This is a genomic window from Pseudomonas sp. R1-15 (assembly GCF_051132085.1).
Taxonomy (GTDB): Bacteria; Pseudomonadota; Gammaproteobacteria; order Pseudomonadales; family Pseudomonadaceae; genus Aquipseudomonas.
In genome coordinates this window covers 3,529,948-3,551,358 of the sequence record NZ_CP071660.1, presented here as the reverse complement: position 1 = coordinate 3,551,358, position 21,411 = coordinate 3,529,948, and the positions used below count along the sequence as shown (strand labels likewise).

General features: G+C 63.2%; 14 protein-coding genes. 2 read left to right on the top strand and 12 right to left on the bottom strand.

The annotated features are described in order from the left end of the window. Positions 1-604: 604 nt before the first annotated feature. From J3P97_RS16035 to J3P97_RS15985, 11 genes are all read right to left on the bottom strand, one after another. Positions 605-2,242: a BatD family protein gene (locus J3P97_RS16035; protein ID WP_434672242.1), complete on the bottom strand. Its 1,638-nt coding sequence runs from the start codon at positions 2,240-2,242 to the stop codon at positions 605-607. Continuing rightward, positions 2,239-3,972 (bottom strand): tetratricopeptide repeat protein, encoded by a 1,734-nt coding sequence (locus J3P97_RS16030; protein ID WP_434672241.1) that lies wholly within the window; start codon positions 3,970-3,972, stop codon positions 2,239-2,241. Before J3P97_RS16030 ends, J3P97_RS16035 begins: the two co-directional genes overlap by 4 nt. Next, on the bottom strand, positions 3,969-5,048 hold the full coding sequence (locus J3P97_RS16025) for a vWA domain-containing protein (RefSeq protein ID WP_434601068.1): 1,080 nt from the start codon (positions 5,046-5,048) through the stop codon (positions 3,969-3,971). The genes J3P97_RS16030 and J3P97_RS16025 overlap by 4 nt, the downstream gene beginning before the upstream one ends. Beyond that, entirely contained in the window at positions 5,041-5,535 is a 495-nt protein-coding gene (locus tag J3P97_RS16020) for a DUF4381 domain-containing protein (protein WP_434601066.1), read from the bottom strand. The genes J3P97_RS16025 and J3P97_RS16020 overlap by 8 nt, the downstream gene beginning before the upstream one ends. Continuing rightward, a complete protein-coding gene (locus tag J3P97_RS16015) occupies positions 5,532-6,476 on the bottom strand; it encodes a DUF58 domain-containing protein (protein ID WP_434573652.1) in 945 nt (314 codons plus the stop codon). The genes J3P97_RS16020 and J3P97_RS16015 overlap by 4 nt, the downstream gene beginning before the upstream one ends. Before the next feature lie 9 nt (positions 6,477-6,485). After that, entirely contained in the window at positions 6,486-7,445 is a 960-nt protein-coding gene (locus tag J3P97_RS16010) for an AAA family ATPase (protein WP_039589986.1), read from the bottom strand. A gap of 393 nt (positions 7,446-7,838) precedes the next feature. Further along, positions 7,839-8,816: an NAD(P)-dependent oxidoreductase gene (locus J3P97_RS16005; RefSeq protein ID WP_434672240.1), complete on the bottom strand. Its 978-nt coding sequence runs from the start codon at positions 8,814-8,816 to the stop codon at positions 7,839-7,841. 12 nt (positions 8,817-8,828) lie between these two features. Then, positions 8,829-10,127 carry an MFS transporter gene (locus J3P97_RS16000; protein WP_434672239.1) on the bottom strand — a complete coding sequence of 433 codons (1,299 nt, stop codon included), beginning with the start codon at positions 10,125-10,127 and terminating at the stop codon, positions 8,829-8,831. An 82-nt stretch (positions 10,128-10,209) separates the two neighbouring features. Continuing rightward, complete coding sequence (locus tag J3P97_RS15995; RefSeq protein ID WP_434573657.1) at positions 10,210-11,190, bottom strand: sugar kinase; 981 nt, start codon at positions 11,188-11,190, stop codon at positions 10,210-10,212. Next, positions 11,183-11,965: a sugar phosphate isomerase/epimerase family protein gene (locus tag J3P97_RS15990; protein WP_434573659.1), complete on the bottom strand. Its 783-nt coding sequence runs from the start codon at positions 11,963-11,965 to the stop codon at positions 11,183-11,185. The genes J3P97_RS15995 and J3P97_RS15990 overlap by 8 nt, the downstream gene beginning before the upstream one ends. A gap of 151 nt (positions 11,966-12,116) precedes the next feature. Further along, complete coding sequence (locus tag J3P97_RS15985) at positions 12,117-13,142, bottom strand: LacI family DNA-binding transcriptional regulator (protein ID WP_434672238.1); 1,026 nt, start codon at positions 13,140-13,142, stop codon at positions 12,117-12,119. Between the two features lie 243 nt (positions 13,143-13,385). Here J3P97_RS15985 and J3P97_RS15980 point away from each other — a divergent pair, with 243 nt between their 5' ends. Then, the gene (locus J3P97_RS15980; protein WP_434672237.1) at positions 13,386-15,539 is read left to right on the top strand and encodes a WG repeat-containing protein; all 2,154 of its coding nucleotides are present in this window, start codon (positions 13,386-13,388) and stop codon (positions 15,537-15,539) included. A gap of 151 nt (positions 15,540-15,690) precedes the next feature. Here J3P97_RS15980 and J3P97_RS15975 read toward each other — a convergent pair whose 3' ends face one another. Then, positions 15,691-16,044, bottom strand: coding sequence for a hypothetical protein (locus J3P97_RS15975; RefSeq protein ID WP_434573665.1), 354 nt, complete (start codon positions 16,042-16,044; stop codon positions 15,691-15,693). Between the two features lie 430 nt (positions 16,045-16,474). Here J3P97_RS15975 and J3P97_RS15970 point away from each other — a divergent pair, with 430 nt between their 5' ends. Next, entirely contained in the window at positions 16,475-21,343 is a 4,869-nt protein-coding gene (locus J3P97_RS15970; protein ID WP_434657220.1) for an NAD-glutamate dehydrogenase, read from the top strand. Positions 21,344-21,411 lie beyond the last annotated feature (68 nt).

Below are 21,411 nucleotides of genomic sequence, written 5' to 3'. Positions count from 1 at the left end.
CAGCAAACAATTATTCGGCCCAAGATAGGCGCTTGCTCACGAAGTCAGTCTGACAACTGGCCAGGATTATGGCCGAGTGCATATCCATCGATGCGGTAACGGCCACTTTGGGTTCCGCCCTGACGGCGGGTCACTTTCGAAAAGCGCGAAAGTAACCAAAGCGCTTCTGCCCCACCACTTGGTGCCTCGCTAAGGCTCGGCATGCCCTCACTCCGGCCTTGCTCCGTGGGCCCGCCGCGAAGGGCCGTCCCTGGCCCAGCACGGCTATCCCGGCATCCATGCCGGGATGCCCACTGCGCAATGCCTGCGTTCGGCCAGCGTGGTTAACGGGGCGCCGAGATCAACGTCCGTCGCGAGGCGGCCTCATAGCCGACCTGGCTCTTGCGGTCGTACTCCGGTCCAATTGTGGGAGCGAGCCTGCTCGCGAAGACGGTCTGATAGTCGGCCACAGATTCTGGGCGACCATATTTTTCGGTGGAAATTGGCCCTTTTCGCTACCGCGCAGCCTTGACCTGGAATTTGTTTAAAAAAAAATCAATGGTTCGCGTTTTGTTTGATAGGAGCTTGCTTCCTTGCCACAAAAGCCCTGCGCAACAAAACCGGGTTATTTGGGATAGAGCGGCGGCAGGCTGGAATCACTGGCAGCGTCCGGCGTTCCTTCCAGAGGCGGAATGGTCCGGATCGCCCGCCATAGGTCTTCACCTAGCCAATACTGGCCGGTTTCGCTGTAGAGGGCGCCGTTCAAGCCGTCGAGGGCGTCGGACAGTGGCACGAAACGCGCCGCCATGTCGGCCAGGGTTTCCGGCTGCTGTCGAGCCCAGGCGTCCAGTGCCTGTCGGGTGGCGTGCGAGTCGTTGGCCAGGCAGGCGCGCTTGAGGTCATCCAGCAGTGTGCGTGGGCTCGGCCCGGCCTGGGCCGAGCGCAGGATCGCCGGTTGCCAGCGCGCGCGCCACCACAGGCCGAAGCCGAGCAACGTCGTGCAGGCCAGGATCAACGTACTGAGTTGCCAGTACCAAAGGGTTTCGCTGTCGACAGTGGTGACGATCTGAGTGGTGCCTGCCGGTGTGTCGACCATCAGGCTCGGGTTGTTCGCCACTTGCAGGGTCCGGGCCGGCAGGCTGGTGCGGTCCAGGTGGTCTTCCAGGGTGTTCCACCAGACCACTTCCACGGGCGGCAGCTCGATGGTGCCGCTACGATTGGGCACCAGGGCTTCGCGGTCTTCGCGGCTGCCAACCAGGCCGCGCTCGCTGCTGCGGCTGCTCAGCACCGGCTGGTCGGGGTAGCGCCGCAGGCCATTGATTTCGGTAGGCGGAAGCGGCGGCAACTGGGCGCTGGTCAAGCCTTCCGCCTCCAGGGTCAGGCTGCGGGTGAGCGAATCGCCGACCTGGCTGTGAGTCGGTTCCGGGCTCCAGCTTTCGCTCAAGGACAAGCTGCGCGCCGGCAGCCAGGGGAGGTCGGCCGGGTAACTGGCGGGCTTGGGCTTGACGGTCAGTTGCAGTTGCGTGGAACTGACGCGCATCAACTGGCCGGGTTTGGCGCCCGGTGCTGCGGTGCCCTGGGCCGTTGGTTCAACCAGCGTGGCGCTGAAGGTCTGGGCCGGGATCGCCAGTTCGCCGCTGCGCTGCGGGTAGATGCCGTAACGCAACTCGATGACGCCGTGGCGCACATCGTTGATGACTTTTTCGTAGGTGCGCGATTCGCCCAGTTGCTCGGTGCGCGCATCGGGAATATGCAGCGGTGTCAGGCTGCTGTCGTCGTACAGCGACACCGAATGGTAGATGCGCAGCGTCAGGATGGCCTGGGCCTGCACGTACACCTCGCGCTGGTCGAGGCTGGCTTCGATGAACACCGGCGCGAGGGTGCCAGAGGCGTTGCGGGTTTCGCTTTCGATCACCTGCAAAGTGATCGGCTGGCTGCTGACTTCGCCCAGTTGCAGCGGCGGGATCACCACCGTGCCGCTTTGACGCGGTAGCAGCGTGACGATCCAGCGGGTAGTGGCGCGATTCTCGCCGTCAAGGGTGGTCAACTGGTTGACCTGGCGGGTACCGCGCACATCAAACAGTGCCTGGAGCGGGCTCAGGTCAGGTTTGCCGAACAGCGTGGCATCGTTGGACTCCAGCGTCAGCTCGACGGTCTCCCCGGAGTTCAGGCGACTGCGGTCCACGCTGGCAGTCAGCTGCGCGGCCTGGGACCCGGCAGCCCAGAGCAGCAAGACGAGGAGATAGGCGGTGAAGCGCGTCATTGGTGTTTTTCCTGAGCCTGGTGGCTTTGCTGTTCATACCAGAATTTTCGCCTGAGCAGTTCGCCCGGGTTGTCCGGGATCTGGCGCAGCCATTGTTCCAGTGCCTGGCGCTGCTCTTCGGCATTGCGCTGGCCCGCGGCCGGGCGCAGCGGCGGGGTGGTGGTCTGCTCGTCGGGCAGTTCGCTGCCGGGCACGTCCTCGGCGCGGGTCGGTGGCGCCTGGGACGCCGGGGATTGCTCCGGCGTCGCTGGCGCCTCGGAAGAAGGCTGGCCCGGCTCGGACGACTGGTTCGAGGTATCGCTATCCGGCGATTGCTCGGTGGGCGCGGGGTCCTGGTTTTCGTCGGGCTTGGCGGTGTCCGGTGGCGCAGCCTGCTCTTTCAGCAGGCTTTCCACCAAGGCCTTGTTGGTCTGCGCCGGGCGCAGGTCCGGCTGCAATTCCAGCGCTTGCTCATAGGCATCGATCGCGGCCTCCAGTTCGCCGCTGCGGGCCAGGGCATTGCCGCGATTGTAATGTGCGCGGGCATCGTTGCCTTCAGCGAAACGCCGGGCGGCCTCGCTGTACTGGCCGGCCTCGTAGAGGGCGACACCTTGCCATTGGCTGTCCTCGAAGCGAGTGGCGGCCTCGGCCGGGCGTTTCTGCTTGAGCAGGTGCTGGCCCTGTTGATCGGGGCGCAGCCACAGGTCCTCGAATTCGAAGGCATGGCTAGTCTGCGGCAGCGCAAACAGGAGCGGCAGGCAGAACAGCCAGCCCCGACGCCCGGCGCAGGCGGCCAGCAGCAGGAGCGGCAACAGCAGCCAATAACCCTGGTCGGCCCAGGTGTCCAGGCGCAGTTTCTGGCCATCGCTGCGCAGACGGCGCGGACCGTCCAGCAGGCCCAGGCTGCGCAGGTCGCTGTCGTCCAGGTGCGCGGGACGGTAACGGCCGTCCAGCTCATCGAGAAATGACTTGAGGCTTGGGCTGTCCAGGCGCGGCACCAGGATCGCGCCTTGGGCATCCTTCAGGTAACTGCCGTCTTCCTGGGCCACGGGCGCACCTTCACGCGTACCGATGCCGAGCATCAGCAAACGAGTGGCGGAACCGTCGAGCCTCTGGCTTATGCCAAGGCGTTCCTGCTCGTTCAGGGATGAACCGATCAAGAGGATCCGGCCGTGGCCGAGCCCGGCCTGGTCCAGCAGCGCCATGGCCTTGTTGACGGCCAGGTCGGCACGGTGGCCGCCTTGCGGCATGATCGATGGCGCCAGGGCTTCGAGCAGGTTGGCGCTGGTGGCTAGGTCGTCGGACAGCGGCACCAGCGTATGGGCGCTGCCGGCATAGACGATGATCGCGGTCTGCGCGTCGCTGCGGTTCTGCAGCACGTCGAGCACTTTGCGCCGGGCCTGTTCCAGGCGCGTGGGCGGGACGTCGGTGGCGAGCATCTCTGGCGTCAGTTCGAGAATCACCACCAGCGGATCGGCGGGTTTCTGGCTGGTCTGTTCGACCCGCGTCCAGCTGGGGCCGAGCAAGGCCAGCACCACCAGCAGCCAGCCCAGCCCGAGGGCGATCCACGGCAGCTTGCTTTCGCGACCACTGCCACCAGTGAGCAGCACGGCATGGAACGCCGGCGGCAGGATCATCTGCCAGCGGCCCACGCGTTTCTGTCGGTGCCACAGTTGCCAGAGCAGCCAGCCCAACAGGGGCAGCAGCAAGATAAAAGCGGGACGCAGCCAATGCGGCCAGAGCGCAATCATCGACGCCTCCGCAGTCGCAGGCGCTTGAGCCGCTGGCGCCATTCGGAGGTTTGCGAGGGTTGAAACAGCGGCTGGGTGAACAGGCGTTGCAAGGGGTTGTCCGGCCAGCGCTCACGAACCACCAGCAACATGCTCAACAGCAAGGCAACGGCCAGCGGCCAATGATAAAGCGCCTGGGCGGGACGGGCCTGGGTCGGCTGCTGGGTCACCGGTTCGAGTTGGTCGAGGGTGGTCTTGATCGCCAGCAACTGCTCGCCATCCTGGGCGCGGAAATACCGGCCGCCGGTGACCTGAGCGATTTCCCTGAGTGTCGCTTCATCGAGATCCAGGCTTGGGTTGACACCGAGAAAGCCGGTCGTGCCACTTTGCTCCGGATCGGCACCTACGCCGATTGGGTAGATTTTCACGCTTTCGTCGGCAGCCAGCTGGGCGGCCGTCAGCGGGTCGATTTCGCCGCCGTTATTGGCGCCATCGGTCACCAGGATCAGCACGCGGCTGTTGGCCGGACGTTGCCGCAGGCGTTTGAGGGCCAGGCCAATCGCATCGCCGATCGCCGTGTTTTTGCCGGCAATGCCGATGCGCGCCTCGTCGAGCCAGTGGCGTACGGTGCGGCGGTCGAAGGTCAGCGGCGCCTGCAGGTAGGCCTGGCTGCCAAACAGAATCAGGCCGACCCGGTCACCTTCCCGACCTTCGAGAAAATCCCCGAGCATGTGCTGGACCAGCGCCAGGCGACTGATGTCCTCGTCTTTCCACTGCATGTCAGGAAAATCCATGGACCCGGAGACATCCACCGCCACCAGCAGGTCGCGACCGCTGGCGGCAATCGGCAACGGCTCGCCCAGCCACTGCGGGCGGGCGGCGGCGATCAGCAGCAACAGCCAAAGCAGGATGAAAGGCGCCTGCTGGCGCCATGTCGGCAGATTGGCCCGGGCCCGGCGTCCGACCAGCCCTTCGAGGTCCTCGAGGAAACTCACCTTGAGTGCCGGTTCGCCACTATCTGCTGCGGGCAGCACCATGCGCATCAGCCAGGGCAGCGGCAGCAGGGCGAAAATCCACGGCCAGGCGAACTCAAACATGTTTGCGAATCCACGTCTCGACCGCTTGCGTCAGACCGGCGATGGCTTTGTCGTCAAGCTTGCATTCGGGCTTGTAGGCACCTTCTACAAGGATCATCCAGCGGGTCAGGCCGGCGGCCGGGCAGCGGTTGTCGAGGAAGGCCAGCCATTTGCGCCCGTTGAGAGTATGGCTCTGGCTGTAGGGATAATGGTTGCGGCACAGGCGCTTGAGCAGCCCGTTGAGTTGCTGCAGCCAGGCGCCGGCCGGCGCGCCGTCGTAGGGCTTGGGCAACCGCGCCAGCTCGGCCAGCGCGGCCAGGCGCACCGGATCCAGGGGTTGTTCGGCGCGGTCGTCAGTGCGCTTGGCGGGAATGAAACGGCGCAACTGCCACAAGCCCAGGCCCAGCAATGGCAATAACACCAACAACATCCACCAGCCCGGCGCGGGCGGCCAGAAACCGATGGGCGGCGGCGCCATCAGCGGCTGCAGCTGATCGAGGTTGCTCATCGGGTTTTCCCTGGGCGCTTGGGGTTCAGGTACTCGCGCAGTTGTTCAACCATGTCGCCTTGAGTGCTCAAGGGCAGCATCAGGATCCGCAGCTTCTGCGCCAGCATTTCCCAGCGCTCCAGGCGCGCCTCGGCCTGGGCGCGGTAGGTCTGGCGCAGTTCCAGGTTCAGCGTGTCGAGCTCCAATTGCTCACCGCGCTGGGCAAACCGCAGCAGGCCGGCGGCAGGCAGGGCGTGGTCCAGCGGGTCGGACAGCGGCAGCAGCAGCAGGTCGCAATGACGCGACAGCAGGCTCAACTGCTGCTCGGCACCGTCGGAGAGGGCGCGCTCGTCACAGATCACGATCGCCAGGCTGCCGGGCCGCAGGACTTCCCGGGCCCGGCGCAAGGCGACACCGAAGGAATCGCGGTCCGACTCGCCTTCGGTGTGCAACGACTGATTGACGCGCACCAGGCGGTTGAGCAGCTGCAGCAGGCTTTGTTTGCTGCGCCGAGGCTTGACCTCGTAGTGGCTGTTATTGCCGAACACCAGACCGCCGACCCGGTCGTTGTGCCCCAGCGCGGCCCAGCCGATCAGGCTGGCGGCCTGGGCGGCGAGCACCGACTTGAAGACCTGCCCGGAACCGAAGAACAGGCGGTGGCTTTGCTCGATCATGATGAAGATCGGCCGTTCGCGTTCCTCATGGAACAGTTTGGTGTGGGGCTCCTGGGTTCGGGCGGTGACGCGCCAGTCGATGGTCCGCACGTCGTCGCCGGCCTGGTAGACCCGCACCTGATCGAAGTCCACTCCGCGCCCGCGCAGCTTGGAATGGTGCAGGCCGATCAGCGGGCTGCGCTGGCCAGGGGTGGAGAACAACTGCACTTCGCGCACGCGATGGCGCATCTCGATCAGCTCCGAGAGGCTGACGCGGATGCCCGGGACGGGCGCCAGTGGGTTATTCATGATTCATGCTCAAGCGACAGCGACGACGTCGAGAATCCGCTGCACGACCCGATCCTGGTCGATGCCGGCGGCTTCGGCTTCGAACGACAGAATGATGCGATGGCGCAGCACGTCGAACAGCACGGCCTGGATGTCTTCCGGGCTGACGAAGTCGCGTCCGGCCAGCCAGGCGTGGGCCCGGGCGCAGCGGTCCAGGGCAATCGAGCCCCGCGGGCTGGCGCCGTAGGCGATCCACTCGGCCATCTCCGGGTCAAACTTGGCCGGGTTGCGAGTGGCCATGATCAGTTGCACCAGGTATTCCTCCACGGCGTCCGCCATGTACAACCCGAGGATCTCCTTACGGGCAGAAAAAATTGCCTGCTGGCTGACGCGACGCTCGGGCTTGGTTTCGCCATTCAACGCTTCTCCGCGTGCCTGCTGCAGGATACGGCGCTCGACCGCGGCGTCCGGAAACCCGATCTTGACGTGCATCAGGAACCGGTCGAGCTGTGCTTCGGGCAGCGGGTAGGTGCCTTCCTGCTCGATCGGGTTCTGCGTGGCCATCACCAGGAACAGTGGCGACAGCTCATAAGTACTGCGCCCGACGCTGACCTGCCGCTCGGCCATCGCTTCGAGAAGGGCCGACTGGACCTTGGCCGGGGCACGGTTGATTTCGTCCGCCAGCACCAGGTTGTGGAAGATCGGCCCTTGCTGGAACACGAAGCTGCCGGTTTCCGGGCGATAGATCTCGGTGCCGGTGATGTCGGCAGGTAACAGGTCGGGGGTGAACTGGATGCGATGGAACTGCGCTTCGATGCCCTCGGCCAGCTCTTTGATCGCCTTGGTCTTCGCCAGCCCGGGGGCGCCTTCCACCAGCATGTGGCCGTCGGCGAGCAGGGCGATGAGCAGGCGCTCGATGAGTTTTTCCTGGCCGAGAATCTGCGTTGAAAGAAAGGTTCGCAGCGCCAGCAGCGCTTCACGATGTTCCATCGGTGACTGTTCCTGGAAAGGGTGGCCCAGGCGTTCGGATAACGCCGGGGCTGGGGGCGATACTTTAATGCATGGCGGGGGGTGGCGACTAACGGGATTTTGATGGAGCGTGCGGATTTGTGATCGGCTTCGGTCTGGTGTGGGGGCGGATTTGCTCGCGAAGGCGGTCTGACCGGTGTAATGCTGTTCACTTAAGGCAATCGGAGAACCCGTGGCGAGGGAGCTTGCTCCCGCTGGGCCGCGAAGCTGCCCCAAAACCTGCCAAATACGTAGTATCAGACACACCGCATCCGCCGGTTTACGACTGCTTCGCAGCCGAGCGGGAGCAAGCTCCCTCGCCACGGATACATCATTTTGTTAAGTGAACAGCATTAGTCTGACCGGTGACAATTCTCAGCCTTTCCAGGCCCCCGGATTCACCAGATTCATCGGCCGCTCACCCACCAACGCCGCCAGCAGATTGTCCACCGCACAACGCGCCATCGCTTCCCGGGTCTCGTGGGTCGCCGAGCCCATGTGTGGCGTCGCCACTACGTTATCCATCTGCAACAGCGGCGAGTCCGCATTCAGGGGCTCGCGTTCAAAAACGTCCAGCCCGGCGCCACGGATCTGCCCGCTGCGCAGGGCTTCGATCATCGCCGCTTCGTCCACGACCTTGCCCCGGGAAATATTGATGAAGATGCTTTCGGGTCGCATCCGTGCAAATGCCCGTGCATCGATCAGCCCTTGGGTTTCAGCAGTCAGGGGCAAGGTCAGGCAAATGAAATCCGCTTGTTGCAGCAGTGTGTCGAGGTCGCAGTAGCGCGCATTAAAACGTTGTTCCACCGCAGGCTTGGGCGAGTGGCTGTGGTAGAGCACCGGCATGCCGAAACCGAAGTGGCCGCGCTGGGCCAGGGCTTCGCCAATGCGGCCCATGCCGACGATGCCCAGGGTCTTGCCATGGACATCGCTGCCGAAATGCCGCGGGCCGATACTTTGCTGCCATTGGCCGGCCCGAACCAGATTGGCCAGTTCGACGACGCGTCGGGCCGTAGCCAGGATCAAGGCGAACCCGGTATCGGCGGTGGTTTCGGTCAGTACATCCGGCGTGTTGGTGAGCAGGATCCGGCGTTCGGTCAGGTAATCGATGTCGTAATTGTCGACGCCCACCGAAACGCTGGCGATGGCCTCAAGATTCGGCGCCAGATCAAGCAACGAAGCATCGAGCTTGAGGCTTGCGCCCAATAAGGCATGGGCGCTGGGCAGGGCGTCGCGCAGTTGCGCGAGGCCCTGGGCGTCGAGGCGTTCTATGAGGGTGACCTGGGCCTGCGCTTGCAGGCGCTCCATCAGTTGCGCTGACAGCGTTTTGTACAACACCACGTTTTTTTTCATGGGAAGCCTCATTCAGGAACGTGCTGGCGCCGGGTTTGGCGTCGCGGTTTTGGACACGACCCGGTCACTGGCGCCGGGCTTGAGGGCGAGGGTCAGCACCACCGACAGCAGCAACGCGCCACTCATCAGCAGGAAGGACATGCCGGTGGAGCCGGTGGAGCCGTTGAGGTAACCCACCAGGTACGAGCCGCCGAACGAGCCCAGCGCGCCCATGCTGTTGATCAGCGCCATGGCGCCGCCGGCGACGTTGGCCGGGAGGATTTCCGGAACAATGGCGAAAAACGGACCGTAGGGCGCGTACATGCACGCGCCGGCAAGCACCAGCAAGGCGTAGGACCACCAGAAATGTTCCGCCCCGAGCAAATAGGAGGCGTAGAAGGCGATGGAGGCGATCAGCAGCGGCGGCCAGACAAAACGCTTGCGCTTCTGCACCTTGTCCGACGCCCATGAGACGATCAGCATGGCGATCACCGCCGCCAGATAAGGCAGCGATGACAGCCACCCGGCCTCGACCATGTTCATTTTCAGGCCGGCCTTGAGGATCGACGGCAACCACAGCACAAACCCGTAGACGCCGATGCTCCAGCAGAAAAACTGCAGGGCCAGGATGATCACCATGGGCGAGCGGAAGGCCTCGGCATAGTTTTTCACTGCCTTGATGCCGACCTGTTCGGCCGCCAGCACGGTTTCCAGGTCTTGTTTTTCCTGGTCGCTGAGCCACTTGGCCTGGGCCGGGCGATCATCGGCCAGGCGCCACCAGACAAAGGCCCAGAGCACCGCCGGCAGTCCCTCGATGATGAACATCCAGCGCCAGTCGAATTGCTCCACCAGATAGCCTGAGACCACTGACATCCACAACATGGTCACCGGGTTGCCGAGGATCAGGAAAGTGTTGGCGCGCGAGCGTTCGGCCCGGGTGAACCAGTGACACAGATAGACCAGCATCGCCGGCATCACGGCGGCTTCCACCACGCCGAGCATGAAGCGGATCACGATCAGCCAGTACGCGTTGGACACCACCCCGGTGAGGGTCGCCAGCGAGCCCCAGAGGATCAGGCTGACGAAGATCAGCTTCTTGACGCTGTGCTTTTGCGCGTAGATCGCTCCCGGCACCTGGAAGAAAAAATAGCCGAGGAAAAACAGTGCGCCGAGCAGCGAGGAAAGCCCTGGGGTGATCATCAGGTCCTCGGCCATGCCCGACGCGGCGGCGAAGCCATAGTTGGCGCGGTCGAGGTAGGCCAGGCTGTAGGTGATGAACACGATGGGCATGATGTACCACCAGCGGCGGGTGGCGAGATTGAGCGTTTGCATGTTGTGACTCCTGAGCTTGTTGTTTTTGTTCAGCAGGTGCGTTTGCGGTGGCTTTTTCGCGAGCGGGCTCGCTCCCACAGGGTCAGCGGCGGCCCTTGTGGGAGCGAGCCTGCTCGCGATCGGCAGTTTCAAATCCAGCCAATAATTCTTGGCGCGTCGGCAAGCCTTCCATGTCCCCGCGGCTCTGTACCGCGCGGCTGCCGATCCAGTTGGCGCGCTGTACCGCCTCGCTGACGTCGCGGCCTTCGAGCAACGCGCTGATCAGGCCGACGGCAAAACCATCGCCGGCGCCCACCGTGTCCACTACTCTGGACACCGGCACGCCGGCGACAAATCCCTGGTCCAGTTGGGTGCGGTAGTAGGCGCCGTCCGGGCCAAGCTTGATCACCACGACTTCGGCACCTTGGTCCAGGTAAAAGGCAGCAATGTCGGCCGGGTCGTCAAAACCGCTCAGCAACCGACCTTCGCCGAGGCCCGGCAAGACCCAGTGGGCGAGGGCGGCATGGCGGTTGATCTCGCTGATCATCAACGCTTCGCTGGCCCACAGGCTCGGGCGCAGGTTGGGGTCGAACGACAGGCTGCGGCCGGCCTCGCGCATGCGGCTCATCAATTCGAAGGACATCGCGCGGGCTGTGTCCGACAGCGCCGGGACGATGCCGGTAGCGTGCAGATGACGGGCGCGGAGCAGGGGCGGTGCGATGGAATCGATCGACAGGTGACTGGCCGCCGAGCCGCGACGGAAATACTCGACCTGCGGATCGCTGCCGTCATCGGTGCGGGACTTGAACTGGAATCCGGTGGGGTGCGCCGGATCGACCGCCACGTGGCGGCAATCCAGGCCCTCCTTCTCCAGCGTCTGCACCACGAAGCGTCCCAGGGAGTCGGCGCCGACCCGGCTGAGCCAGGCCACCTGGAAACCCAGCCGCGCCAAGCCGATGGCGACATTGCTGTCGGCCCCGGCGATGCGTTTGTGAAACTGGTCGACGCTGGCCAGGTCGCCGGTCTGGTCGGCCACCAGCATCGCCATGGTTTCGCCGAACGACAATACATCGAACTCAGGCATGGACAGTCTCCCGGCGTGATTGTCCGAGGCGGGACAGGGTGGCGACATGTTCAGCGGTCAGTTGCGCCAGGTCGTCGCCTTGCAGCGGATACTCGGCGGCGCGCATCACCCCGACGGGCATGTGCTTGAGCAATTGTTCCCACAGGTGCAGGTCTGCCAGCGCCGGGGGCACGGCGATCAGCTTGCCGTCGTCACGTCTGGCCACGGCCTTGCAGTGCACATACGCCACATGCCGCCCGAGTTGGCGCGCCGCCACGGTGGCCGATTGGTCCTGCCACTGCCAGTTGCCGATGTCGAAGGTCATGGCGACGGGCAACCCCTGTGCTTCAACTGCCGTGAAAAAACGCTGCAGGGGTTCGATCCGTCCGCCCTGCAGGGTCTGGTCGTTTTCCACCAGCAGTTGCACCGGGCTTGTCGCCAATATTGGCGCCAGGGCCGAGAGGTCATGGGAATCGGTGAAGTGGCCGAGGGACACTTTCAGCCAGGACGAGCCGAACGCCTCGCAACGTTGCAAGGCGATCAGCAGAGCTGGATTGGGCCTGGGTTGGCCGGGCAGCCAAAGTTCGAGCGGCGATGAATAGATGCTTGCCAGCCCTTGAGCCCGGGCGCCAGCAGCCAGCTCGTCGGGCTGTTCGTGGGTGAACAGTTCCTCTCGCCATTCGATGCGCGAGGCACCGGCGGCGGCCAGCAGTTCGACGAAGCTGCCTTGGCCGCGTTGGCGCACGAGGTCGGCGCCGAAGCTGGAGAGGCTGATGGAAACGTGTGGTCTGGTCATTGTTGTTGTACCTCTGAAACCGGTTTCATTTCTATTCAAAAAAAGGGTTTTGCTTCAGGGCCTTTCGCGAGCAGGCTCGCTCCCACAGGGATCTCCAGTGCGACGCCGATCCAGTGTGAGAGCGAGCCTGCTCGCGAAGGGGCCAGCCCGATCATCGCAAATCTCCCCGTGTCGATCCGCGCTCAATCAACCGCGCCGCAAAATCCAGGGTCTGCACCGGCCCGTTGTCACCGCGCAAGCGCTTGAGCAGGCATTCGAATGCACGGGCGCCGATTTCGGCGGTGGGTTGGGCGAGGGCGGTGATGCCGCTGCCCACCAACGGGTACCAATCCAGGTCATCCAGGGCGATCAGGCCGATGTCGTTGAACAAATGGCAATCGAGGTCGCGCAGTACCTGAGTGGCGGCCAGCGCGGCGATGCCGTTGGCGCAGAACAGCGCCTTGGGGCCCCGGTCCGGCTGGGCGAGAAAGGTCCTGATGCGCGAAAGGAGTTGATCGCCGGTTTCCACCACGGCTCCGGCCAGGGCTGGACGCCGTTGGATGCCGGTCTTGAAACTCTCGACCCGTTCGATCCGCGAGCTCGTGCCATCGAATGGCTCGGTCACCAGCAGCAGGTCGCGGTAGCCTTGCTGGTCAAGGTGATCGAGGGCCATCTCGACGGCGGCCGGGTTGTCCAGCCCGACCAGGTCGGTGTCGAGCCGGTCGACCTTGCGATCCACCAGCACCATGGGCATTTCGCTGCGCAGCTCGAACAGTTCGTCGCGGTGATGACCCAGGGTGTTCACGATCAGCCCTTCGATGTTGTAGGCGCGCAACAGCGCCAGGTGCTGGCGTTCCTGCTCGTCATCACGGTCGGTGTTGCACACCACCAGGCTGTAGCCGTGGCGACGGCAAGCGGTTTCCACGCCATGCATCACGGCAATCGAATAAGGGTTGCGGATATCGGCCACGAGCATGCCGATCAGGCGGGTGCGCCCGCGCTTGAGGCCGCGGGCCATCTGGTTGGGCCGGTAGCCCAGCTCGTCGATCGCCTGCTCGATGCGCCGGGCGATGGCTTCGGAGAGCAGGGCGCGGTCTTCGCCAATGAAGCGCGAGACACTGGCCTTGGAGACCCCGGCGCGCTCGGCGACATCAAGCATGGTCACGCGGCTGCGCTGGGCGGCGGAGAAAGAAGTCACGGATTTAAACCTGCTTATTGGATTTATTAGCGGTTCTGAAACCGGTTTCAGGAGACACCAGAAGCTCATCGGGCGTCAAGGGCGGCGCGTCACAGGAGCGACCAACGGTGCTTCGCAGCCGCGGGGCCGTGGCGGCGCTTCAGGCAGGTCTTGTCAGAACCGGGCCAGGCAGGCGATTTGCAGCGCGCCAGGCCTTGTGTTTAGCTGCCTGACGTTCCCAGCCCCTTGACTGCCGAAGCCACCATGAACCTTACCCAGCCTCGTTTGAGATTGCTGTCGATATTGAGTGTGATCGTATTGGTGGTAGGCGGTACGTCCTACACCCTGTTTCGTCACAGCGGCGCGCCGCAAGACGAAGGTTTTGTCGCCGGGGAACTCAACGAAGGGGGCGTGGAAGACATCGGCACGCTGGCGTTGCCCGAGGTGGAAAAGCGCCTCAACTATTTGCTTCAGGACACCGGGCAAACCCTGCGGTCCCTGGAGTTGGTGAGTGATGCGCAACTGAGCTTGTCCATCGAAACGAGCGAGTCTGCCGGCCAGCAGTCGTTGCAATACGAGCCGCTGTTTGTCCCGTTCACCAGCGCGCAGCTGAAAGCTGAACTGGCGACGATCCAAGGCCTGCGTTTTGCCCAGAGGCTGTTTGCCGATGGCTCCGAAGCAAGGCTCGACACCAGCAGCCTCGATCCGCTCTGGAAGCGCGCCGGCACCCCGGACGAGCCAGTGGCCGAGCGGTACCTGCCGCAACGCCTGCGCTTTCGTGATGGCAGCGAAAAAGCCTTCGCCGAACTCAAGGCACCCCCCGAAATTGAGTCTGACGACATGATCGCGTCCCATGACGCCTTCCTGATCGATGTCAACAAGCCATTGGCGAGTATCGGCCTGACGGTTGCTTACCGCAGCTATCCGGCGTTCAGGAAAGTGCAACTGGACAAGGATCAGCCGAAAGTGACGCTGGACGACGGTCAATCCTTCCAGCTCACCGCCTTGGGCGACGCGAGCGCCTCCGTGCGCTTGAGCACGCCGAAGTCGTCGACCTTCGTCGTGCAGGGCCTGGACGGGACGGGCAAGGCGCTCTACAGCAACGGCAGCAGTTCGCGGACGTTTCCCTCCGAGAGCGATATCGCAGCGTTGCAGGATTATTACCAAGCGCTGCAGCAGACCAAGGATGATCTCAAGCAACTCAAGACCGGCCAGGCGGTGCAACAGCAGCTGGAGCGCCTGACCGAAGCGCTTGTCGCCCAGGTGGGGCCGTTGAAAAACACCGAGGTCGAGTACCAGTTCGAGGCCACCCCGCAACGTATCGTCATTCATGTGCTCGAGCCGCTGGAAGACAACAGCGTTGAATTCGGCCAGGTCAACAACGTCCTTGCGCCACAGGCGCGTTACATCGCGCTTGACCGAGACACCGAGCGCTACGGCTTTATCGATGAGGCCGGCCAGTGGCTCATCAAGCCCCGTTGGGTACAGATACAGGACAGCCTGATGGCGGATGCCTACACGCTGTTTTCAGCCGAGAAGCCCAGCGACCCGGAGTCGGACGGGCAGGCGTTGCGCAGCCAGTTCGCCTATTTTCCCGCAGGCAGCAACAAGCTCGTCGATCTGCCATTCGAGTACATCGCCGAGGCATTGAGCGATGGCCTGCTGCTGGTGGAGCGAGAAACCAACGGCCCTTATGGGCTCTACGATGCCAGGAAGCATCGTTTCATCTTGCCGATGAATTTCGTCAACCCCACCGTGGCCGGCAAGGTGTTCATTGCCCGTCTCGGCAAACGCACCGATCTCATGGAAGGCCTTTACGGCGCCTATACCCTGGAGGGTAAGGAAATCCTGCCAACGCAGTTTTCCGGCATCGAGCACAGCGAGGGTTACCTCTACGCCAGCTCCGCCGATCGAAGCCGGCAGGATGTCTACAACCTGGACGGCAAGCGGATCAACCCCGAGGGATACAACACGTCAGGTCGCTTCGTGGGGCAGCAACCGCTGCTCGTGCAGGAGGTTAAAACCAAGAAGTTCGCGTTTATCAATCGCCAGGGCGCGCGACTGCCTATCAAGTTGCCCTATGACGAGGTGGAGCCGTTTTCCAACGGCATGGCGGTGGTCGGGCGCGATGGCAGCTACGGTGCCATCGACCTGGCCGGCACGCTGAAGGTTCCGCTGGAGTACGACCGGCTCAACGCCTTCCAGACCCGCTACGCAGCCGCCACCCGGGCCGGTGGTGGTTCTGCCCTGGTGTTGATCAGTCAAGACAACAAACTGTTCAAGAAACTGGGCTCCTATACCAGCATGAAGGTGCCGGATAACGGCAATGACGCCCGTTATTATGTAAGGGGACCGGGTGATAGCGATGAATATCTGGTGTATGACGCGGATGGCAATCTGGTGAAGGACGGCGAATAAAGCCGCCCCCCCTGTGGCGAGGGAGCTTGCTCCCGCTCGGCTGCGCAGCAGTCGCAAGTCGGCCGATGCGGGTTCCCTGGCAGATTTGTGATAGCTGGTTTTGGGGTTGCTGCGCAACCCAGCGGGAGCAAGCTCCCTCGCCACGGGGAGCTCAGAGCTGGCTGATGTAAGTACCGGTTCCCTTCAGGATGTTCTGCAACGTCAGTTCGACTTCCGCCAGATCCGTCACGTTTGCGTCGTAGGTTATCTCCAGCACGTCATCACCATTGAGCGCATCGGCATCCGCCGCGGCGATTTCGATTTTCAACAAGGTACGGCTGAGGGTGACCTTGACGCCTTCCAGCGTCGAAGGCTCGCCGTCCAGGGTGATCTCCAGCTCGTCTTCGTCGGGATAGCGGGTCATCAGGAACATGTCGCCCTGGTTGCTGTGGCAGCACAGCATGGCCATGTTGTCCTCTTCTTCGTCGCACGGGTTGGCGATCAGCAGGGCGGTGGTCATTTGCATGGGGAGGGCTCCTGGCTCGATGAGCCTTGCGGGGGCGAAAACGGGAATTCTGCCAGTCCGGACGATTTTCTGCAGGATTACCACCTTCGGGTGCCGTTTGGGCTCCAGGCTGCTAGGGTTGTTCGATGCGGAGCGGTCATAACGCTTGCCGATGACCGAATATGTCGCAGCGTTGCAAGCAGGCACATTGTCGCACTCGTTAAGCTGCGCAACGGATGTGCACCTGCAAAGGCCACCCGAGGGTGTTTTTTGCAGGTGTCCATGACATGGAATTACATGGAAAAGGATGTGACCTGCGGGTCTCGTCCAGCTTCACCCACCTGTCATCCTGTTTCCTCTGCCCGAGAATCAGGAACAGGATGGCCGACGGCCCCGAAAGGGGTTGCACGCGACGCTACCATCAATAACAAGCCCAAGCGGAGTACCACAGATGGCGTTCTTCACCGCAGCCAGCAAAGCCGACTTCCAGCACCAACTGCAAGCGGCACTGGCGCAGCACATCAGTGAACAGGCACTGCCACAAGTGGCGCTGTTCGCTGAACAATTCTTCGGCATCATTTCCCTCGATGAACTTACCCAGCGCCGGTTGTCCGACCTCGCCGGCTGCACCCTGTCCGCCTGGCGCCTGCTTGAGCGCTTCGATCACGCGCAACCGCAGGTGCGTGTCTACAACCCCGATTATGAACGTCACGGCTGGCAGTCGACCCACACCGCCGTCGAAGTACTGCACCACGACCTGCCGTTCCTGGTGGACTCGGTCCGCACCGAGCTGAACCGTCGCGGCTACAGCATCCATACCCTGCAAACCACCGTCCTGAGCGTGCGTCGCGGCAGCAAGGGCGAGTTGCTGGAAATCCTGCCCAAAGGCACCCAGGGCGACGACGTGCTGCAAGAGTCGTTGATGTACCTGGAGATCGACCGCTGCGCCAATGCCGCTGAACTCAATGTCCTGAGCAAGGAACTTGAGCAAGTGCTGGGCGAAGTGCGCGTGGCCGTGGCCGATTTCGAGCCGATGAAAGCCAAGGTCCGGGAAATCCTCGCGAGCCTGGACAACAGCGCCTACACCACCGATGCCGACGAAAAAGCCGAAATCAAGAGCTTCCTGGAATGGCTGGTGGGCAACCACTTCACTTTCCTCGGCTACGAAGAGTTCGTGGTTCGCGATGAAGCCGACGGCGGCCACATCGAATACGATCCTGAATCGTTCCTCGGCCTGACCAAATTGCTGCGCGCCGGCCTGACCGCCGAAGACCTGCGCATCGAAGACTACGCGGTCAATTACCTGCGCGAACCGACCGTGTTGTCGTTCGCCAAGGCCGCGCATCCAAGCCGCGTGCACCGTCCGGCCTACCCGGACTACGTGTCGATCCGTGAAATCGACGCCAACGGCAAGGTCATCAAGGAATGCCGTTTCATGGGCCTGTACACCTCTTCGGTGTACGGCGAAAGCGTGCGGGTCATTCCGTATATCCGTCGCAAGGTCGAGGAAATCGAACGTCGTTCGGGCTTCCAGGCCAAGGCGCACCTGGGCAAGGAACTGGCCCAGGTGGTCGAAGTGCTGCCCCGTGACGACCTGTTCCAGACCCCGGTGGACGAGCTGTTCAGCACCGTGATGTCCATCGTGCAGATCCAGGAACGCAACAAGATCCGCGTGTTCCTGCGCAAGGACCCGTACGGTCGTTTCTGCTACTGCCTGGCCTATGTGCCGCGTGACATCTATTCCACCGAAGTGCGCCAGAAGATCCAGCAAGTGCTGATGGATCGCCTGAAGGCGTCGGACTGCGAGTTCTGGACGTTCTTCTCTGAATCCGTACTGGCTCGCGTGCAACTGATCCTGCGCGTGGACCCGAAAAACCGTCTCGACATCGACCCGGTCCTGCTGGAAAAAGAAGTCGTGCAGGCCTGCCGCAGCTGGAAAGACGACTACGCCAGCCTGGTGATCGAGAGCTTCGGCGAAGCCCAGGGCACCAACGTGCTGTCGGACTTCCCGAAAGGCTTCCCGGCCGGCTACCGCGAGCGTTTTGCCGCGCACTCGGCCGTAGTGGACATGCAACACCTGCTGAGCCTGAATGAAACCAATCCGCTGGTGATGAGCTTCTACCAGCCGTTGGGCCAGGTGTCCGGCCAGCGTGAGCTGCACTGCAAGCTGTATCACGCCGACACGCCGCTGGCGCTGTCCGACGTGCTGCCGATCCTGGAGAACCTCGGCCTGCGCGTGCTGGGCGAGTTCCCGTATCGCCTGCGCCACACCAACGGCCGCGAGTTCTGGATTCACGATTTCGCGTTCACCGCCGCCGAAGGCCTCGACCTCGACATCCAGCAACTCAACGACACCCTGCAGGACGCCTTTGTCCACATCGTCCGTGGCGATGCCGAGAACGATGCGTTCAACCGCCTGGTGCTGACCGCCGGCCTGCCATGGCGCGACGTGGCGTTGCTGCGTGCCTACGCCCGTTACCTGAAGCAGATCCGCCTGGGCTTCGACCTCGGCTACATCGCCAGCACCCTGAACAACCACACCGATATCGCTCGCGAGCTGACCCGGTTGTTCAAGACGCGTTTCTACCTGGCGCGCAAGCTCAGCGGCGATGACCTGGAAGACAAGCAACAGCGTCTGGAACAGGCGATCCTCACGGCCCTCGACGATGTGCAGGTGCTCAATGAAGACCGCATCCTGCGTCGTTACCTGGACCTGATCAAGGCGACCCTGCGGACCAACTTCTACCAGACCGACGCCAACGGCCATAACAAGTCGTACTTCAGCTTCAAGTTCAACCCGCACCTGATTCCGGAACTGCCGAAGCCGGTGCCCAAGTTCGAGATCTTCGTCTACTCGCCACGGGTCGAAGGCGTGCACTTGCGTTTCGGCAACGTCGCTCGCGGTGGCCTGCGCTGGTCCGACCGCGAGGAAGACTACCGCACCGAAGTGCTCGGCCTGGTAAAAGCCCAGCAAGTGAAGAACTCGGTGATCGTGCCCGTGGGCGCCAAGGGCGGTTTCCTGCCGCGTCGCCTGCCACTGGGTGGCAGCCGGGACGAGATCGCGGCCGAGGGCATCGCCTGCTACCGCATCTTCATTTCGGGTCTGCTGGACATCACCGACAACCTGAAGGACGGCGCTCTGGTGCCGCCGGCCAACGTCGTGCGGCATGACGATGATGACCCGTACCTGGTGGTGGCGGCCGACAAAGGCACCGCGACCTTCTCCGACATCGCCAACGGCATTGCCATCGACTACGGCTTCTGGCTGGGTGACGCGTTCGCCTCCGGCGGTTCGGCCGGCTACGACCACAAGAAAATGGGCATCACCGCCAAGGGCGCGTGGGTTGGCGTACAGCGTCACTTCCGCGAGCGCGGCATCAACGTGCAGGAAGACAGCATCACCGTGGTGGGCGTCGGCGACATGGCCGGCGACGTGTTCGGCAACGGCTTGCTGATGTCCGACAAGCTGCAACTGGTCGCGGCCTTCAACCACCTGCACATCTTCATCGACCCGAACCCGGAGCCGGCCAGCAGTTTCGCCGAGCGCAAGCGTCTGTTCGATCTGCCGCGTTCGGCCTGGACCGACTACGACACCAGCATCATGTCCGAAGGTGGCGGTATCTTCTCGCGCAGCGCGAAGAGCATCGCGATTTCGCCGCAGATGAAAGAGCGCTTTGACATCAAGGCCGACAAGCTGACCCCGACCGAACTGCTGAACGCCTTGCTCAAGGCGCCGGTGGACCTGTTGTGGAACGGCGGTATCGGCACCTACGTCAAGGCCAGCACCGAAAGCCACGCCGATGTCGGCGACAAGGCCAACGATGCGCTGCGCGTGAACGGTAACGAGCTGCGCTGCAAGGTGGTGGGCGAGGGCGGCAACCTGGGCATGACCCAGCTCGGTCGCGTCGAGTTCGGCCTGCATGGCGGCGCCACCAACACCGACTTCATCGATAACGCCGGTGGCGTGGACTGCTCCGACCACGAAGTGAACATCAAGATCCTGCTCAACGAAGTGGTGCAGGCCGGCGACATGACCGACAAGCAACGCAACCAGTTGCTGGCGAGTATGACCGACGAAGTCGGCGGCCTGGTGTTGGGCAACAACTACAAGCAGACCCAGGCCCTGTCCCTGGCGGCGCGTCGCGCCTTTGTGCGGATCGCCGAATACAAGCGTCTGATGAACGATCTGGAAGCCCGTGGCAAGCTGGACCGTGCCATCGAGTTCCTGCCGACCGAAGACCAACTGGCCGAACGTGTCGCGGCAGGCCAGGGCCTGACCCGTGCCGAGCTTTCGGTACTGATCTCCTACAGCAAGATCGACCTCAAGGAAGCGCTGCTCAACTCCCTGGTGCCGGACGATGACTACCTGACCCGCGACATGGAGACGGCTTTCCCGCCAACGCTGGTGAGCAAGTTCTCCGAAGCGATGCGTCGCCATCGCCTGAAGCGCGAGATCGTCAGCACCCAGATCGCCAACGACCTGGTCAACCACATGGGCATCACGTTCGTCCAGCGGTTGAAAGAGTCGACCGGCATGAGCCCGGCGAACGTGGCCGGTGCTTATGTAATCGTTCGGGACATCTTCCATCTCCCGCACTGGTTCCGTCAGATCGAAGCCCTGGACCACCAGGTTTCCGCCGACGTGCAACTGGAGCTGATGGACGAGCTGATGCGCCTGGGCCGTCGCGCCACGCGCTGGTTCCTGCGCAGCCGCCGCAACGAGCAGAATGCTGCCCGTGACGTCGCTCACTTCGGTCCGCACCTGGCGGCGTTGGGCCTCAAGCTCGACGAACTGCTGGAAGGCCCGACCCGCGAAGGCTGGCAGACCCGCTACCAGGCCTACGTGGCCGCCGGCGTGCCGGAGTTGCTGGCGCGCATGGTTGCCGGCACCACGCACCTGTACACCTTGCTGCCGATCATCGAGGCGTCCGACGTCACCGGCCAGAACGCCGCCGATGTGGCCAAGGCCTACTTCGCCGTGGGCAGTGCGCTGGACATCACTTGGTACCTGCAACAGATCAGCGCCTTGCCGGTTGAAAACAACTGGCAGGCCCTGGCCCGTGAAGCGTTCCGCGATGACATCGACTGGCAGCAGCGGGCGATCACCATCTCGGTCCTGCAGGAAGGCGACGGTAGCCAGGACGTGGAAACCCGTCTGGCGCTGTGGCTGGAGCAGCACCGCGAGATGGTCGAGCGCTGGCGCGCCATGCTGGTGGACATCCGTGCCGCCAGTGGTACCGACTACGCCATGTACGCAGTCGCCAACCGCGAACTGCTCGACCTGGCGTTGAGCGGTCAGGCGGTCGTCACGGCCAACTGATACACCGCTGAATGAAGAAGCCCCGCCTCGAGAGAAGCGGGGCTTTTTTATTGGTTTTCAAACAGTTC

What these genes read in the sequence shown, in the direction of transcription:
- J3P97_RS16035 (WP_434672242.1), bottom strand. Translation starts at nt 2,242, where the DNA reads ATGACGCGCTTCACCGCCTATCTCCTCGTCTTGCTGCTCTGGGCTGCC.
- J3P97_RS16030 (WP_434672241.1), bottom strand. Translation starts at nt 3,972, where the DNA reads ATGATTGCGCTCTGGCCGCATTGGCTGCGTCCCGCTTTTATCTTGCTG.
- J3P97_RS16025 (WP_434601068.1), bottom strand. Translation starts at nt 5,048, where the DNA reads ATGTTTGAGTTCGCCTGGCCGTGGATTTTCGCCCTGCTGCCGCTGCCC.
- J3P97_RS16020 (WP_434601066.1), bottom strand. Translation starts at nt 5,535, where the DNA reads ATGAGCAACCTCGATCAGCTGCAGCCGCTGATGGCGCCGCCGCCCATC.
- J3P97_RS16015 (WP_434573652.1), bottom strand. Translation starts at nt 6,476, where the DNA reads ATGAATAACCCACTGGCGCCCGTCCCGGGCATCCGCGTCAGCCTCTCG.
- J3P97_RS16010 (WP_039589986.1), bottom strand. Translation starts at nt 7,445, where the DNA reads ATGGAACATCGTGAAGCGCTGCTGGCGCTGCGAACCTTTCTTTCAACG.
- J3P97_RS16005 (WP_434672240.1), bottom strand. Translation starts at nt 8,816, where the DNA reads ATGAAAAAAAACGTGGTGTTGTACAAAACGCTGTCAGCGCAACTGATG.
- J3P97_RS16000 (WP_434672239.1), bottom strand. Translation starts at nt 10,127, where the DNA reads ATGCAAACGCTCAATCTCGCCACCCGCCGCTGGTGGTACATCATGCCC.
- J3P97_RS15995 (WP_434573657.1), bottom strand. Translation starts at nt 11,190, where the DNA reads ATGCCTGAGTTCGATGTATTGTCGTTCGGCGAAACCATGGCGATGCTG.
- J3P97_RS15990 (WP_434573659.1), bottom strand. Translation starts at nt 11,965, where the DNA reads ATGACCAGACCACACGTTTCCATCAGCCTCTCCAGCTTCGGCGCCGAC.
- J3P97_RS15980 (WP_434672237.1), top strand. Translation starts at nt 13,386, where the DNA reads ATGAACCTTACCCAGCCTCGTTTGAGATTGCTGTCGATATTGAGTGTG.
- J3P97_RS15975 (WP_434573665.1), bottom strand. Translation starts at nt 16,044, where the DNA reads ATGCAAATGACCACCGCCCTGCTGATCGCCAACCCGTGCGACGAAGAA.
- J3P97_RS15970 (WP_434657220.1), top strand. Translation starts at nt 16,475, where the DNA reads ATGGCGTTCTTCACCGCAGCCAGCAAAGCCGACTTCCAGCACCAACTG.